Source organism: Sphingobium sp. BS19, assembly GCF_027925545.1.
Lineage (GTDB): Bacteria > Pseudomonadota > Alphaproteobacteria > Sphingomonadales > Sphingomonadaceae > Sphingobium.
The window spans coordinates 293061-309007 of record NZ_BSEF01000006.1; the positions used below are offsets into that span (position 1 = coordinate 293061).

Annotated in this window: 19 protein-coding genes and 1 pseudogene; 4 read left to right on the forward strand and 16 right to left on the reverse strand. The window is 61.5% G+C overall.

Features of this window, described 5'->3' with window-relative positions:
* Positions 1 to 8: 8 nt before the first annotated feature.
* The 9 genes from QMG56_RS09185 to QMG56_RS09225 all read right to left on the reverse strand — a co-directional run bounded on the left by QMG56_RS09185 (position 9) and on the right by QMG56_RS09225 (position 8665).
* A complete protein-coding gene (locus QMG56_RS09185; protein WP_281822232.1) occupies positions 9 to 554 on the reverse strand; it encodes a demethoxyubiquinone hydroxylase family protein in 546 nt (181 codons plus the stop codon).
* A complete protein-coding gene (locus QMG56_RS09190) occupies positions 551 to 1036 on the reverse strand; it encodes a disulfide bond formation protein B (protein ID WP_281822233.1) in 486 nt (161 codons plus the stop codon). Before QMG56_RS09190 ends, QMG56_RS09185 begins: the two co-directional genes overlap by 4 nt.
* Positions 1037 to 1095: 59 nt before the next feature.
* A complete protein-coding gene (locus QMG56_RS09195; protein ID WP_281822234.1) occupies positions 1096 to 2448 on the reverse strand; it encodes a S41 family peptidase in 1353 nt (450 codons plus the stop codon).
* 126 nt (positions 2449 to 2574) lie between these two features.
* Entirely contained in the window at positions 2575 to 4386 is a 1812-nt protein-coding gene (locus tag QMG56_RS09200) for a DUF885 family protein (protein ID WP_281822267.1), read from the reverse strand.
* A gap of 79 nt (positions 4387 to 4465) precedes the next feature.
* Positions 4466 to 5695, reverse strand: coding sequence for a murein hydrolase activator EnvC (locus tag QMG56_RS09205; RefSeq protein ID WP_281822268.1), 1230 nt, complete (start codon positions 5693 to 5695; stop codon positions 4466 to 4468).
* Positions 5696 to 5699: 4 nt separating this feature from the next.
* Positions 5700 to 6122, reverse strand: a complete 423-nt coding sequence (locus QMG56_RS09210; RefSeq protein WP_230186761.1) for a 23S rRNA (pseudouridine(1915)-N(3))-methyltransferase RlmH — start codon at positions 6120 to 6122, stop codon at positions 5700 to 5702.
* 124 nt (positions 6123 to 6246) lie between these two features.
* Positions 6247 to 6666 carry an RsfS/YbeB/iojap family protein gene (rsfS, locus tag QMG56_RS09215; protein WP_375713666.1) on the reverse strand — a complete coding sequence of 140 codons (420 nt, stop codon included), beginning with the start codon at positions 6664 to 6666 and terminating at the stop codon, positions 6247 to 6249.
* 10 nt (positions 6667 to 6676) lie between these two features.
* Positions 6677 to 7306 (reverse strand): nicotinate-nucleotide adenylyltransferase, encoded by a 630-nt coding sequence (locus QMG56_RS09220; protein WP_375713667.1) that lies wholly within the window; start codon positions 7304 to 7306, stop codon positions 6677 to 6679.
* Positions 7307 to 7399: 93 nt separating this feature from the next.
* Positions 7400 to 8665 (reverse strand): glutamate-5-semialdehyde dehydrogenase, encoded by a 1266-nt coding sequence (locus tag QMG56_RS09225; RefSeq protein ID WP_281822235.1) that lies wholly within the window; start codon positions 8663 to 8665, stop codon positions 7400 to 7402.
* Positions 8666 to 8762: 97 nt separating this feature from the next.
* Between QMG56_RS09225 and QMG56_RS09230 the strand changes: the two genes are divergently transcribed.
* Positions 8763 to 9896 (forward strand): DUF3667 domain-containing protein, encoded by a 1134-nt coding sequence (locus tag QMG56_RS09230; RefSeq protein ID WP_230186758.1) that lies wholly within the window; start codon positions 8763 to 8765, stop codon positions 9894 to 9896.
* Positions 9897 to 9899: 3 nt separating this feature from the next.
* On the opposite strand, the gene QMG56_RS09235 is transcribed toward QMG56_RS09230, so the two are convergent.
* Positions 9900 to 10490 (reverse strand): NADPH-dependent FMN reductase, encoded by a 591-nt coding sequence (locus tag QMG56_RS09235; RefSeq protein WP_281822237.1) that lies wholly within the window; start codon positions 10488 to 10490, stop codon positions 9900 to 9902.
* A 19-nt stretch (positions 10491 to 10509) separates the two neighbouring features.
* On the reverse strand, positions 10510 to 11799 hold the full coding sequence (locus QMG56_RS09240) for an adenylosuccinate synthase (protein ID WP_230186756.1): 1290 nt from the start codon (positions 11797 to 11799) through the stop codon (positions 10510 to 10512).
* A 150-nt stretch (positions 11800 to 11949) separates the two neighbouring features.
* Between QMG56_RS09240 and QMG56_RS09245 the strand changes: the two genes are divergently transcribed.
* On the forward strand, positions 11950 to 12285 hold the full coding sequence (locus QMG56_RS09245; RefSeq protein ID WP_281822239.1) for a DMT family protein: 336 nt from the start codon (positions 11950 to 11952) through the stop codon (positions 12283 to 12285).
* A 4-nt stretch (positions 12286 to 12289) separates the two neighbouring features.
* On the opposite strand, the gene QMG56_RS09250 is transcribed toward QMG56_RS09245, so the two are convergent.
* Positions 12290 to 12658 carry a PH domain-containing protein gene (locus QMG56_RS09250; protein WP_230186754.1) on the reverse strand — a complete coding sequence of 123 codons (369 nt, stop codon included), beginning with the start codon at positions 12656 to 12658 and terminating at the stop codon, positions 12290 to 12292.
* Between the two features lie 123 nt (positions 12659 to 12781).
* A complete protein-coding gene (locus tag QMG56_RS09255) occupies positions 12782 to 13318 on the reverse strand; it encodes a glycine zipper 2TM domain-containing protein (RefSeq protein ID WP_281822240.1) in 537 nt (178 codons plus the stop codon).
* A gap of 175 nt (positions 13319 to 13493) precedes the next feature.
* Between QMG56_RS09255 and QMG56_RS09260 the strand changes: the two genes are divergently transcribed.
* A complete protein-coding gene (locus QMG56_RS09260; protein WP_281822241.1) occupies positions 13494 to 13808 on the forward strand; it encodes a hypothetical protein in 315 nt (104 codons plus the stop codon).
* 52 nt (positions 13809 to 13860) lie between these two features.
* On the opposite strand, the gene QMG56_RS09265 is transcribed toward QMG56_RS09260, so the two are convergent.
* Entirely contained in the window at positions 13861 to 14289 is a 429-nt protein-coding gene (locus tag QMG56_RS09265) for a globin (RefSeq protein WP_281822242.1), read from the reverse strand.
* 156 nt (positions 14290 to 14445) lie between these two features.
* Positions 14446 to 14784 carry a hypothetical protein gene (locus QMG56_RS09270; protein ID WP_281822243.1) on the reverse strand — a complete coding sequence of 113 codons (339 nt, stop codon included), beginning with the start codon at positions 14782 to 14784 and terminating at the stop codon, positions 14446 to 14448.
* 130 nt (positions 14785 to 14914) lie between these two features.
* Between QMG56_RS09270 and QMG56_RS09275 the strand changes: the two genes are divergently transcribed.
* Positions 14915 to 15088, forward strand: a complete 174-nt coding sequence (locus tag QMG56_RS09275; protein ID WP_281822244.1) for a hypothetical protein — start codon at positions 14915 to 14917, stop codon at positions 15086 to 15088.
* A 742-nt stretch (positions 15089 to 15830) separates the two neighbouring features.
* Here QMG56_RS09275 and QMG56_RS09280 read toward each other — a convergent pair.
* Positions 15831 to 15947: pseudogene (locus tag QMG56_RS09280) on the reverse strand (IS5/IS1182 family transposase); the annotation flags it as partial.

Consider the following 15947-nt stretch of genomic DNA (forward strand, 5'->3'; position numbering starts at 1 on the left):
TCGGTCCTTCAAATACGCGCCGAGAGTTTGATCGCCGCACGGCAGCCCAAGCGGATAACGCCCGCCAACAGGGGATAGGCCATCGCCTTTTCCGCACCGTTCGCGAGTGCAGTGTCGCGATGTTCGACTTCCTCAGCCTGAAAATCCGCGATGGTGTCGGATAGTTCCGGATCGGCGTCACCAAGCTGCTCCCGCTGCTCGGCATAGTGCCTGTCGATTTCGGTTTCTATCGCTGCGGTGCAGGCCATTGCCGCTTCCGGGCCTATCGCGGCCGTCACCGCACCGAGGGCATAGCCCGCGACATTCCAGAATGGCTGCAATATGGTGGGGCGGACGCCCCGTTCGATCATCATACGATCGAAGGTACGGCGATGGTGCTCCTCCTGCGCGGCCATACCCGCAATCAGGCGGCTCATGGGATGCCGGTCGCCCATGACGGCGAGTTGCCCGGCATAGATACGGGTGGCCCCATATTCGCCAGCCTGATCGACGCGCATCATCGATGCAGTGTCGGGCTTGTGACCTGGCTTTGGATAGTCCCTGAGTGCAGTCATGCGGCCCTCCGTGCCTTTGCCAACAGTGCCAAAGTGGCGATGGCAGCGGCCACCGACAAGAGCGCATTGTACCCTGCCAACGATATGCCGAACAGCGACCACGGCGCAACGTCGCAACGCACCAGCGGGGTTGCCATGATGCTGTCGAGAATATCGGCAGCGCTGCCGCCAACCGGCGTCGTAGAACATGCGGTCAAGCCGACCCACCAGCCATATTCAACCCCCGCATGGAAAGCGCCGATACCGCCGCTGATCGCGATCGCCATCGCTGCGAATGCCGTGAACGCGGTACTGGTCGATCGTTGCGTCCGCGTGACAATGGCCACGAGCGCCAGTGCGATTGCAGCAAGGTGCGGCCAACGTTGCCACATGCACATTTCGCAGGGGTGCAGGCCGAAGACATATTGGGAGATCAATGCACCGCCCAGCAGTGCCGTGGGGGCAAGAATCGCAATGAGGCGAGCTTTGGATAGCGGCGTCATGACAAAGGCTCGTCATTCCCGCAAAGGCGGGAAATGCGGATGACCACGAAAGCGAACATTCAGCGTGAAGCGGGCTTGCGAGCGGGAGGCGTCGCCCGCGCTACCAGTGTCGGCTTCATACCGCCCGAACGCCCGATGGTCTGCATCGCGTAGTAGAGCTGGAAGTCTTCGATACCCTTTTTCTTCAGCTCTTCAGACGACATGGTGAAGCGCGGATCGTCCTTCGTGTCTTCTTCCAGCGTACTGTTATCCACCTTCATTTCGTTGATGAGGTGGCGGCGCAGATCGCTTTCGCGGAATTTCGGACGCGCCTTGTAATCCGGATCGGATATCTGCGGGACACGGATGTCAGGTTCGATCCCGCCTTCCTGCACCGAACGGCCCGATGGCGTGTAATAGCGCGCCGTCGTCAGCCGCAGCGCTGTCGTCTGGCTGAGCGGCAGCAGGGTCTGCACGCTGCCCTTGCCGAAGCTGCGTTCGCCCATGACCAGCGCGCGATGCTGATCCTGCAAGGCACCGGCGACGATTTCCGACGCGGAAGCCGAGCCGCTGTCGACCAGCACGATGACCGGCAATCCCTTCGCGTCATCGCCCGGCTTGGCATAGTAACGCTCGACATCGCCCTTCGCACGGCCACGCTGCGACACGATCTCACCACGTTCAAGGAACACGTCGCTGACCGAGACGGCTTCATCCAGCAGGCCGCCCGGATTGGAGCGAAGATCAAGGACATAGCCGGTCGGCTTATGGCCCAGCGACTTGTCGATGCTGCGAACAGCGGAACGTACGTCCGCGCCCGTGTTGGCCGAGAAGCTGACGATGTTGATGATGCCGATATTGTCTTTCACTTCCCACTTCACCGGCTTCAACTCGATGATCTCACGGGTGAGCGAAAGGTCGATGGGCTTGTCGCGACCGGGACGCACGATGGTCAGCTTGACCGCCGTACCGGGTGCACCGCGCATCTTGTCGACGGCTTCGTCCAGGGTACCACCGTAGATAAGTTGGCCGTCGAGGTGAGTGATATAATCGCCGGCCTTGATACCTGCGCGGAATGCCGGGGTATCCTCGGTCGGCGCGATCACCTTGACGGCACCATCCTCCATCGTGACCGACAGGCCAAGACCGCCATAATTGCCCTCGGTCTGCGTACGCAGATTGGCGAAGTCGCGCGCATCGAGGAAACCGCTGTGCGGATCGAGGCTGGCCAGCATCCCTTCGATTGCGCCCTTGATCAGCTTTTCATCGTCGACCTTTTCCACATAGTCGCTCCGGACCTTCTGGAACACATCCATGAACTCGTCGAGCGCCTTGTAGCTATTCCCTTCCGCCTCGGCGAGAGCGGCAGTCGTAGCGGGAATAAGGGCAAGCGCGCTGAGAGCGACGGCGCTTTTCAGGAAGGCGGATTTCATCGGGTCGTGGAGTCCTGACTGGAGGTTCTGCAGTAATATAGGCGTAATCTGACCGAGGCGCAAAGCCGCGCTCGACCAACGTCGCACAAAGTCGATGAGCGTGGCGTTAATGCGATAGCATAGCCCTCAGCTTGCCGCCAACGCTGCCTTCGTCCGCTCTTCGATACGCCGTTCCAAGATGGACAAGGGCATCCGACCGTCCTTCAGCACATCGTGAAACTGCTTCACATCGAATTTGGCACCCATAGCCTCTTGCGCCTTGTCGCGCGCGCGCAGCCATGCGGCATGGCCGACCTTGTAGCTGCAGGCCTGACCCGGTTGCGTGCAATAGCGTTCGACTTCGCGCTGCGAACGTGGCTGCGCGAAGCCCGTCTTTTCGACCAGATAGGCCGTCGCTTTTTCACGGCTCCACTGCTTGGTGTGGATGCCGGTATCGACGACGAGGCGAGCCGCGCGGAACAGGAAGGATTGAAGATAGCCTGCCCGTTCCAGCGGATTGGCATAACCGCCCAAGGTTTCGGCGACCTGCTCGGCATAGAGCGCCCAGCCTTCACCATAGGCGCTGTACCCGCCCATCGAGCGCAGGCGGGGGAGATTACCCGCGAACGAGGCGATGCTGTTTTGAAGGTGATGGCCCGGCACGCCCTCATGATAGGTGAGCGAGGGCAAGGTGTATTTCGGCCAGTCTCCCACATCCTTCAGGTTGATGAAGTAGAGCGCAGGGCGCGACTGATCGAGCGGCGCGCGGCGGTAATAGCCGTTGGAAGCGCCGTCCTGAATTTCGACCGGGACCGCGCGAATTTCCAACGCGATGTCGGGCACGCTGGAGAAGGCTTGCGTAAGCTTTGCTTTCATCGCGAGGTAGCTGCTGTTGAGGTCCGCAATCAGCGCTTCGCGACCGGCGGGGGTGTCGGGATAGAGTTGCGCGGGGTCGGCATTGAGTTGCGCAAGGCGCGCACCGACCGATCCCTTGGTCAGCCCCTGCCCTTTCAGGATCGTGTCGAGTTGCGCGCTGATATCGGCAACCTGTGCCAGCCCCATCTCGTGGACCTGCTGCGGCGTAAAGTCGGTGGTGGTCGCCTGATTGAGCGCAGCGGCGTAGATTTCCTGTCCGCGCGGTACGCGCCACAAGCCATCGCCCGCTTTGGTCGTGCCGCGCAATTGCTTGAGCAAGGCAATCTGACGATCAAGCGCAGGATAGATCTTGCCATCGAGTATGGCGCTGGCCTGCGATTGCCAGTTGCCTGCGACATTGGCGGCGGCAGCACGCTTTACGAGCGAGTGAACCAAGGTGCTTTGGGCGGACGGCTGCCCACGCAATTTGGCAAGCTGCCCCAAGGTCAGGTCAAGCGACCAGCCGGGGGCAAGATAACCGCGTGCAGCCTCCGCCTTTTGCACTTCGCTGTCATTGTCGAGGTTCGTTGCAAAGGCATCGAGGCGCGCCAGATAGGCATCGCAATCGGCTTTATTCGCGATGCTGTGCGCGGTGTTGAGGAAGTCGGGCGTGTTGAAGTAGCTGCCGCCCTGCTGAAAGATACGGTAGGGGCGGATGACCGATGAGAGGCCGAATTTTTCCGGTGCAGTCGTGTCCTGATCGAGCGTGTAGAGTACCACTTCCAGATTGAGCGCCGCAGCATCCGACAGCTTGGCAGACTTGAAGGGCGCAAGCTGTTCCAGCGCAGCGCGAGTCAGCGCCAGATCGTCTTTTATCCCCTGCGCACTGTTGTCGCCAAGCTGGCTCTTGGCCCCTGCCCGCGCGCCTTTGTCGAGGCCCAGTGAGGTCACCATCGTCGGCGAATGGTCGAGATAGCGTTCGAAGATAGCGTCGAACGCAGCATTCAACTGCGCGTCGGTCGTTCCTGATTGCGCCATGACGCGGTCGGCGGCGGTGGCAAGGGCAACGGCACCGCTGGTCAGCAGGAAAGCGCGACGATCCATGAGCATCTTCTCCAAGATATTGATCACGCTACCTTAATCGCAGTTGCACGGACGTCCAGCGGGCATTTTGGATGCGGGCTTATTCGCGCGCTAACAAGGGGACGATATCGATCGGGCGGCTGTTGCGGCGCAACTCGACAGTGACGGTCGTCGCGACGGGGCCTGCGATGGCGAGCGGCGTTCCCTGACGCACCGAATCGCCTACACTGACCGACAGGCGGTGGAGGTTGGTGATGAGTGTCGTCCATCCCTGCCCGTGATCGATAATCAGGATCTGGCCGAAGCCGCGATAGTAACCGGCGAAAACGATCCTGCCTGCGGTCGGTGCCACGACCTGCGCATTGGGCTGTGTCGCCAGCGTCAGTCCACGCGAGCGCACCCCGCCTTCCGACACTTCGCCAAAGCCGGTGACAAGCTGTCCGACGACCGGCATGCGGTAGGCAGGCAGGCGGTTTTGGGTTGCAATGGCCACCGCCTGTGGCGAGGCGATCTGGCCCGGTTGATTAGGCCGCAATGTCGGGCCGGGCAAGCTGGCCAGCCGTTCCCGGACGGCACCCGCCTCCTCCAGCCGATCCATCAGATCGACGATGTCACGGGCGCGCTCTCCCAGAGCAATGGCGCGATCAGCCTCCACATTCGCGCTGGACCGATAGTCACGCGACGCAATGCGCTTTTCGGTTTCCAGGCGGCGCAGTTCGCCTTGACGGGTTGCAAGCTGGGCCTGGCTGAGCTCAAGGGCTTTGGCGGCCTGTTCGGCAACACCCCGCAGTTTTCGGCTGCGTACCAGCTCTGCGCGGAGTCCCGCCGTTCGCGCCCGGATTACGGGCAACACGGCGTCGAGGACAAGGCGCATATGCACCGCATCGCTGATCGATCCGGGCTGCGCGATGGCAAGCGCAACAGGACGACGCGCGAGCATTTGCAATGCCGCCGTCAGTTTCACAATCGGTTGCTGGCGTTCCGCAAGCCTGTGCGCCTGCGCACGTTGCAGGCGCGTGATGATGGCGATCCGCGCCTGTGCCGCCTGAATATCGGCTTCGGATTCCTGAATGCGCGCAGCGACGGCGGCGGCGCGGCGACTGGCGCGGTCCGCATCCTGCGTAGCCTGATTGGCCTGTGTCTCGAGGAGCCGGGATCGACGCGCAGCGTCCTGCGCCTGCTTGCGCGCGGAGGTCAGGGCTTGCTGTTCCGACGCCAGACTGGTCGGGCCGGTGCCGGGAAGAACGACATCCTGCGCCAGCGCCGCATAGCCGAGCAGCGCGGCGACACCCGCTGCCGCTATGCCTGCACTGATCCGCCCCCTGCCCATAACATCACCCTTCGCGATGATAGGGGTGATTGGCAAGGATGCTCGTTGCGCGCCACAATTGTTCGGCAAGCATCGCCCGCGCCATCATGTGCGGCCATGTCATCGCGCCGAAGGCGATCAACAGGTCCGCATCGGCGCGCGCAGCATCGTCAAAGCCATCCGCCGCGCCGATCAGGAAGCGGCATTCGCGCGTGCCGTTGTCGCGCCAGCCTTCGATCCGGCGGGCGAAGACCATCGACGAAAGCTGCTGCCCCTTTTCATCCAGCATCACGGTCACGGTACCGGGAAGGACGGGCGGCAGCTTACCGCCACGGTCAGGCATCTCGGTCACTTTGGTCGGCAGCGTGACACGCTTGAGATAGCGGTCGACAAGGTCCGCTTCGGGCGAGCGGCCGATCTTGCCACGCGCGATGATGTGCAGGAGCAAGTGACGGTCTCCCGATGTAGCGCTTTACTGCACCCCGTTCGGTTCGAGCTGATCGAGAACGCGGGTCGAAGTTCTCGACAAGCTCAAACCGAACGGAGGTGGTTTGAGGTCTTGGTAGGCGGCGTTAAGCCGTGCCAGCGACCGGCGCGTCGACGAAGCCCCACATCCGTTCCAGATTGTAGAAGCTGCGCACTTCCGGCCGGAACAGGTGGACGATGATGTCGCCTGCGTCGATGAGTACCCAGTCGGCAACCGGGAGCCCTTCGATACGCGCGCTGCGTCCGGTGGAATGCTTCACGCGCTCGGCCAGCTTCTGTGCCATGGTAGCGACCTGACGCGACGAACGGCCGCTTGCGATCACCATATAGTCGGCGATGCTGCTTTTGCCTTCGAGCGGGATCGAGATGATGTCCTGCGCCTGGTCGTCGTCAAGCGACTGCATGACAAGGGCGTGCAGGGCGGCCACGGATTCGGTGTCGGCATAAGGACGATCTTCGATCTCTTCATGCTGCGCCGTATCGTTGGCGGGGGTCGGTCTGGGCAATTCTACTCCTTCATACAATCATTGCGCGCGTGAGCGGATCGCGCACGCGCAAATTCTTAAACTCACGATGCCAGAGGGGGTCCGCCTGCCGCAGCAGGGTCGCCGATCTTGGATCAGGGCGAAAGCGCAACAGCACAAGCGCTGGCGGTCTCCAGTCCGTCCAGTGTCTGCTCTGGCGCGCGGGCCGGACGAAGCGCCGCAGCCACGCCATGGCGAACGTGCCATGAGCCTGTCCCTCATAGCCCGGACGCGCGATTACGGCAATGGGCATGATTCGCGCGATACCGCGCCAGTTCTTCCATTGGCCGAACTGAATCAAATTGTCCGCGCCCATCAACCAGATGAAGTCATGCGCGGGGTAGCGCCTTGTCAGCTTTCGGAGCGTATCGACGGTATAGCGCGTACCCAGTTGCCGTTCGATTGCGGTCGGGCGGATAGGCGCGCGGCGCGCCTGATGCCCGGCGCTGGCGAGGCGAGCGGGCAGCGATGCCATGCCCTTGGCCGGTTTCAGCGGATTGCCCGGGGAAACGAGCCACCACACTTCATCCAGCCCCAGCGCCTTGAGCGCGAAGAGCGAAATGGCGCGATGGCCGCCATGCGCGGGATTGAAGGAGCCACCCAATATGCCGATCCGGGCCATGGTCCCGCTTTGGCAGACTGGGACGCGGGCGGCAATCTATGGCTTGCGACGATAATGGGTACGCTTGCAAAGAAATAGCGCGAGCGGCACTGTTTACGGGCGCGTCTGCCCCGTGCCCCGCACCAGCCATTTGTAAGTCGTCAGCCCTTCCAGCGCGACAGGGCCGCGCGCGTGGAGGCGTCCGGTCGAAATGCCGATTTCCGCGCCCAGGCCAAATTCGCCCCCATCGGCGAACTGGGTGGAAGCGTTCCACATGACGATAGCGCTGTCGACGGCGTTGAGGAACTGCTCAGCAGTTGCGGCATCTTCGGTGATAATGGCATCGGTATGATGGCTGCCATGCGCAGCGATATGGGCAATGGCGTCCTCCGGCCCATCGACCATTCGCACCGACACGATGGCGTCGAGATATTCTGTGTCCCAATCGTCATCGGCCGCAGGCGTAGCGCGCGTGTCCAGCGCCTGCACGTCGCCATCCCCCCGCACCGCGCATTTCGCGTCGAGAAGCGCCTGGACGAGTCGGCCTGCGCTAGCGAAATTACGATCGATCAGGACCGTTTCCGTGGCGCCGCAAACGCCGGTCCGCCGCAGCTTGGCATTGACCACCAACGCGCAGGCCATGTCAGGATCGGCCGCAGCATGGACGTAGCTGTGGTTGATGCCGTCGAGATGCGCGAGAACAGGAACGCGCGCTTCCTCTTGCACGCGCGCGACAAGGCTTTTGCCGCCGCGCGGGATGATGAGGTCGACAAATTCGGATGCCTTGAGCAAGGCCCCGACGGCAGCCCGGTCTGTGGTCGGCACGATCTGAACCACGTCGGCAGGCAGGCCCGCTGCCACAATGCCGGACAACATGGCGGCGTGGATGGCGCGGTTGCTTTCGACCGCTTCGCTGCCGCCGCGCAGGATGACGGCATTGCCAGCACGCAGACACAGTGCTGCGGCATCGGCGGTGACATTGGGGCGGCTTTCGTAGATGATCCCGATCACGCCCAGCGGCACGCGGACACGCTGCAGGACAAGACCATTAGGCCGTTCGCTGCTGTCGATGATCGCACCCAGCGGATTGGGGAGCGTGGCGACCGCTTCCACACCGTCCGCCGTGGCAGCGATGCGGCCGGCATCGAGACGCAAACGGTCGAGCATGGCTGGCGACAAGCCGTTGGCTGCGGCGTTTTCCATATCGCGGGCATTGGCGGCTGCGATGGCCGGGGCCGCATCGCGCAGAGCCTGCGCGGCGAGTTTGAGCGCCTGCGCCTTTTGTTCGTCGGTAGCCTGCGCCAGAATCGCCGCTGCCTTGCGCGCGCGCGCGCCGAGCATGGCGATGAGCATTTCCGGTGTTTGAGTCATGTCGTTCATGGGCGCGTCACTACCATGATTTGCTGGTGTAGGAAACGCACCCATGCAGCCGCGATGAGCAGTTGCCAAGAGAAGCGCGCATGATAGGATCGACGCCATGACGGGGGAAATCGAAGCAGCGGGCGATGCCCTGACAGGCGGCATGATCGCGCGCGCTGTCGAACCGGCCCATGGTGCGGCTGCGCATGACGTACATGGCCCCTGCGCCAATTGTGGCGCGGCGTTGACCGGCCCCTATTGTGCGCAATGCGGACAGGCCGGGCATATTCACCGCAGCCTGGGATCGCTGGGTCATGACATATTGCACGGCGTATTCCATTTCGAAGGGAAAGTGTGGCGCACGTTGCCGGAGCTTGCGTTCCACCCCGGCAGGCTGACGCGGCGATTCATCGATGGCCAGCGTGCCAGATTCGTGTCGCCGATGGCGTTGTTCCTCTTCACGGTGTTCCTGACCTTTGCCGTCTTCGGCTTTACCGGCGGCGCGCTGCTGGGTGGCAATCAGAACGTCAACATCGGTGGCAAGGATGTGCCGGTCGGGGATTGGCGCGCGGGCATCAAGGAGGAATATGCCCGAACGCAGAAAGAGATCGACACGTTACAGAAGGTGCGGCTGGATCCCAAGCTTAGTGCCGCCGAAAAGGCCAGACTGGATACGCAGATTGCCAACAAGATCGACGATCGCGACGGCATGGCGGCGGTAGCAACGGGTGACTGGTCGAAGCTTGCAGAACTGGACAAGCGCACTTCGAGCAAGGCGAACACTGGCGGCAAGAGCGATCGTTTTGACGCCAACACAGGCTGGACGGCGCTGGATCACGCGATCGAGAAGGCGCAGGATAACCCGTCGTTGCTGATCTACAAACTCAAAACCAACGGCTATAAATATAGCTGGATGCTGATCCCGCTCAGCATTCCGTTCCTGTGGATCATGTATTTCTGGCGGCGGGACATTCACCTGTACGATCACGCCATTTTCGCGACCTATTCGATCAGCTTCATGCTGTTGTTGCTGATCGTTTTGAGCATCGCGGCGTCATTGGGGGTCGGCATCGCCATCTGGGGCGTGGCGTTGATGATCATTCCGCCGATCCACATGTATAAGCAGTTGCGCGGTGCCTATGGCAGTTCGCGGGTGGGCAGTGCGTTGCGGCTGATGGTGCTGATGATGTCGACCGTCATCGTGCTGCTCCTGTTTGCGATAGTCCTGCTGCTGCTCGGGGTGCTGGAATAACGATCAGTAAGGCGGCGTTTTGGCGGCCCGCTGTGTCTTTGCCGCTTGTGCCCACCATGACAGATCGTCGGCGAAGCGCGGGAAGGCGCGGTCGAGCGATTTGCCCGCGTCGCCGGTGGTCTTGCCCTGTTCGTCGAGAGTCTGGGCAATCGGTCCGACGGTCAGGGTGCTGGAAATGACGACCATGCCCATCTCGCTGAGCGTAGGATGCCACATGCTGTTGGCGCGTGCCCCGGCAAGCCGACCCGCCGAATAGCTGGCGATGGCGGCGGGACGCCAGAACCATTCTTCGAGAAAATGGTCGGTCAGGTTTTTGAGGCCCGGCTGCATCCCCCAATTATATTCGCCGGTGACGAAGACGAAAGCATCTGCGTCACGGATTGTTTCGGCCAGCTTTTTCATCGCGGCAGGCGCTTCGCCCTTGGGATATTCCTTGTACATGCGGTCGAGCATCGGCAAGTCGATGGCCTTTGCGTCGATCAGTTCAGGCTTGTCACCACGCGCAGTCAGGCCCGCGACGATATAGTCCGCGAGACGTATGCCCATCCGGTCGGAGCGATAGGAGCCATAGAAAACCGGAATCGAGAGGGACATGGCGTGGCTCCTATAGTTGTCAGTCCGCGAAGGGGTCGCGCACCAGGATCGTGTCGTCGCGTTGCGGCGAAGTCGATACCAGAGTGACCGGGCAGCCGATCAGTTCCTCGATCCGGCGGATATATTTGATGGCCTGCGCAGGCAGGTCCGCCCAACTGCGTGCGCCCGCAGTGGTGTCTGGCCAGCCTTCGATGGTTTCGTAGACTGGCTGTGCGCGGGCCTGATCCTGCGTATGGGCAGGCAGATAATCGTAAGTCTTGTCACCGATGGTGTAGCCGACGCAGATCTTCAGTTCCTCGAACCCATCGAGCACGTCCAGCTTCGTGAGCGCGATTCCGGTGACGCCGGACACGGCAACCGACTGCCGCACGAGCACGGCATCGAACCAGCCACAGCGACGCTTGCGGCCGGTGACCGTGCCGAATTCATGGCCGCGTTCGCCGAGGCGCTGACCGGTTTCGTCCTCCAGTTCGGTGGGGAACGGGCCGGAGCCGACGCGGGTGGTGTAGGCCTTTACAATGCCCAGCACGAACCCGGCGGCCGAGGGGCCGAGGCCGGAGCCGCCTGCCGCCGTGCCTGCAATCGTGTTCGAGGAGGTAACGAAGGGATAGGTGCCATGATCGACATCGAGCAGGACGCCCTGCGCGCCTTCGAACAGGATGCGCTTGCCCTGCGCCTTGGCCGTGTTGAGCGTGAGCCAGACGGGCTTGGCATAAGGCAGGATGAAGTCGGCGACTTCGCGCAGTTCCGCCATCAGGGCGTCGCGGTCGATCGGCGGTTCGCCGAAACCGGCGCGCAGAGCGTCGTGATGCGCGGTCAGACGGTCGATCTGCGGGCCGAGATCGTCGAGATGCGCGAGATCGCAGACGCGGATGGCGCGACGGCCGACCTTGTCTTCATAAGCCGGGCCGATGCCGCGACGGGTAGTGCCGATCTTGCCCGCGCCGCTGGCATCTTCGCGCAGTCCGTCGAGATCGCGATGGAACGGCAGGATCAGCGGGCAGGTTTCGGCGATCTGAAGATTTTCGGGCGTGATGATGACACCCTGTCCCGCCAGCTTCGCGACTTCATCGCGGAAGTGCCACGGATCGAGCACGACGCCATTGCCGATGACCGAAAGCGTGCCGCGCACTATGCCCGAAGGGAGCAAGGACAGCTTGTAGACATTTTCACCGACGACCAGCGTGTGCCCGGCATTATGACCGCCCTGAAAGCGAACGACGACGTCGGCACGTTCGGCCAGCCAGTCGACGATCTTGCCCTTGCCCTCATCGCCCCACTGGGCACCGATCACGGTCACATTGGCCACTTGGTAATCCTTGCGCTGGGAATCCTGCCGCAGCAGGAAAAGTCCCGGCCCCTCTAAGGATCAAAGACCAACATCGCAAGGCTTGCACAAGCCTTTGCGTATTGTCGTGCAAGCTGGAATATCGCGGCCCCGCAATCTTAGGATTACTGCATGATTCCCGTCGTCTTGCTTATCGGATCGAACGTGATGATGACGATTGCGTGGTATTGGCACCTGAAAGGCGGGATGAGCAAACCGCTGTTCGTGGTGATCCTGATAAGCTGGGGCATTGCGCTGTTTGAATATTGTCTGGCCGTACCCGCCAACCGGATCGGCTATGCGCATGGGTGGAGCGGCGCGCAGCTCAAGATCACGCAGGAGGCGATCACGCTGATCGTGTTCGGCGTGTTCATGGTGCTGGTGCTGGGCGAGCCGCTAAGCTGGCGGCACTTTGCGGCGTTCATGTGTATTATGGGTGCGGTGGCGTTTCTGTTCGTGGGGAAATAGCCAGTCAGGCGTCGCGGCGGGCAGCGAGTGCGCGGACGCGGTTGGGATCGGGCATGCCGCGGATCGCGATTTCGGCATAGTCGCCTGCGCTGAAAATCTCGATATTGCCGACGCCTAGCATCCGCTGAAAGACGCTCTGGCTGATGCGGACGGTGCGGACGCTCGACAAAGCGAGTTGCGTGCGTTGCTTGGAGAGGAGGCCGCGCTCCATCAGGATTTCGCTGTCGCTGACGGCGAGGCGTTCCCCCTTGCACTTGATCCACCATATGCCGAGGCCGACGATGCCGACGACGGAGATGAGCAGCAGGATGAAGAGCAGCGGGTTGCTGCGGAACATGGCGGGGTGCGCGTCGTAGAGCCAGTTTTCGGTCATGTCGTTTCACTCACAGCCTTGGATGATGTCTCATCCAATGCCGGGCTGCGATGGTCAAGCGCTGCGTTATAGATAGCGATTGGGGCGAGCGAAACTGTGTCCGCCCGCCCCATAGCCTTTGCCTTAGCGGCAGGTGGTGCCGCCGCGATCGATTTCGCGACCGACCAGTCCGCCGCCGCCTGCACCGATCAGCGTGCCGAGCAGGCCGGAGCCGCCATTGTCGATGCGGTTGCCCAGCAAGCCGCCGATGGCCGCGCCGACGATCAGGCCCGTCGTGCCGTCATTGCGGCGGCAGTAATAGCGACCGTCACCACCGCGATAAACGCGAGTGTTGCGCGTCACGCGCTGCGGCTGATAATAGCGACCGTCGCGATAATAGCGCTGTGCGTCGTAGCGCTGGCCGCGTTCGGGGCGGTTCCAGTCGTAATTGCGATACTGGCGATAATCGCGCGCTTCCCGACGATGGTCGCGGCGGTCATCGCGCCGGTCGGCACGGCGATCCTGACGGTCGTCGCGACGATCGTCCCGGCGGTCCTGACGCTCTTCGCGGCGATCTTCGCGCTGATCCTGACGCCAGCCTTGTCCGGGCTGCTCCGCCATGGCGGGGGCGGCGGTGATGGCCATCGATGCGATGGACAGGCTGAGCAAGAACTTCTTCATGGCGTGTTCCCTTGTGTCTTTAGTGAGGGCAGAACGAGGGGCGCTGCAAAGTAGTTGCATGAACGGAACATAACCGCGTGGACGGGTGGGGTTCAGCTTTCCGTCGGAGCGCGGAACGGGCGGGAGGGGCGCAGCGTTATCCCGGCAGCTTGCTCTTTTGCATGAAGGATATGCCATGACCGCCCAGACCCCCAACACACCCCCCTTCCCCGATGCCGACCCCGACAATAGCGAGCAGGCCGATAGCGGCCAGGCGCAGGACGTCGCCGCCGATGCGCGGCGCCATGGCACCGAAGTCAATGAAGAGAGCGAGCGCGGCGGCAACCCGGACCGTACGCAGATCATCCCCGACGATGTCCCCGACCTGGTCGATACGATGAACGCCATGGTCTCCAGCGGGCATATCGACAATGGCGCCTATGCCGGTGAGCCGAAGATGGACGATGAGGAAGACATTATGGGCGAGACGGACCGCGACGAGGACGAATAGCCCCTTCCCGATTCGTGCCGCCCCTGCCGCCTGCTGCCTCGCATAGATGGGGTCAGGCGGCGGGGGCCTCGGCCTTTGCGGCGGCGAGGTTGATCATGCCCTGCGCCATATGACCCATCTTCTCCGCCATGCGCTCCGCAAGGTCGGCATCCAGAGCGGGCGTCGCCGTGCGATAGGCCGTTATGGCGCGGCCCATCGCGTCGGACCATTGGGTGGCGATAGCGGGGGTGATCGGGAAAGCGCGGTGCATCGACATGATGCATGTCCCCCGCTCAAACCAGTCGCGCGGCCCGCCGAGCCAGCCGGTCAGGAACCGCTCCAGCGAATGGCGCACGGGGCCCAGATCGGCGGCGTGAAGCGCCCGGAGCGCGGCATAGTCCGGCTCTTTTTCCACCAGATCGTAGAAGTAGCCGACGATGGCGACCACGGCTTCGTCGCCGCCGATCATGTCGTAGGGCGTGACGGGGGATGCGGCGTTCATAAGCGTAAGCCTTTGTCGAAGCGCCAAAAGGCACGGAAATGTTAAGTGTGATGGGGGCCGGGAGGGCGCGCATTGATATGAGTCAATCCGCGGCAGGCCGCGATGGGAATGGCCCATGCGTTCCAACAGGGATTTTGGCGCGGAAAGCCTCAAAGGTCACACTACGTCACTACCCATTGGGGGCGGTTGCGGGGTTGGTGGTGTTGGATTTTGGCGGCGTTGGGGGGAGCCTGCGACAGCACAGTTATCGGGCATGGCTTGCACATAGATCCTGCCGCGCCGCCGCTGCGCGGGCAGGAGAAGGTTTCCTTCGAGACGATGATCGGGGCAGTGGCGCGCAAACTCTGCGTTCTCAAAACGACCCATCGCCGCGCTGGCCGGCCCGAAGGCCCAATCGGCAAGCGCGCGGTCGATGCGGCTACCGCTGGCGGCGCACTCTTTCCGCGTAACAAGGAGCGGGAGGCGCAGCGGCGACGGATCGACTTTGGAGTACATCAGAGAGTCAGACGCGCGGCACCACCGATATATCGGGTTGAAGGAGCGGCGGTGTTAGCGGATTGGGGGGCGTGTAGGACAGGGGGAAATTGGGTTGTCAGGTTTGCGCCGATGGCCCATATTCAGCTTTATGAAGACGAAGCTGGCAGCCATCGACAAAGTGACTGAGACGCCGGGTGCAACCGAACGTGGTTATGCGGCGTGGAAGCAGGCGAAAGTCGCGCGTGGTTTGGAGCAAGCCAAGAACCGGGATGCTATGATCCCGATGGAACAGGTGCTCCGCGACTTCGGCCTTGAGGGTTAATTTCACACCGCAGGCGCGGGACGATCTGACCGATATCTATTTTATCCCGTCAGGGAAAAAAGCGCCAAACGGATTATCGGCGGATAATGGGTCTTCGAGCGCGCGCCGGATATGGCTCGAAATTTCGGCCTTGTAAGTCTCAATCTTTGGTACAAAGGCATATAAGTCAGTTGTATCTAGAATGATTGTTCGGCTTTGATTTATATCGAACGGTATTCGGTCCGCCTTTTCTGATTAGTTGAACAACTGGCAGATTTCTCGCATGTCTTATAGCCAATTCATAAAATACATTAGGATTGTGATAAGACAAGTCTGCTATCGCTAGCCTACTTTTCAACAAAAATTCGAATATCTGTTTGTTTATTAAGCCAGGATTCTGAATTTCATCCGCACGCTTTACTTCGAATCCTAACGGCTCCAAAGCTGGCCTTATTAAAGACTCAAGTACCAGATCAGAATGTTTCCGCTGATCCGAGTCTTCCTCTCCGATCGGTCCAATAAAGAAGCATACTCTATCGAAATGTGCATCGGAATGAACCACCATAGGCTGATCGGGTGCAGTTACATGTAATGTTCGGTTCGTACCGGAATTCGATGCTGGAAGTTGGTCAAGAGCATGGTCAACAGTTAATATACGCTCAGCCCCCGACAAAGTTTGCAGTAGGCCCACAAACCGAATGTTCACGATGAACATTTCGACGGCTTCTTTTCGTAGGTTTTGATCTATCCCTAGGGTCAGGACTCATTGATTGATCCAGAATATAACGGTCGCGGCGATGCAGATGGCGGACATGAAGGTATGGGCGCAACGATCGTAGCGCGTGTGGATGCGCCGCCAGTCCTTGATCCTGCCGAACAT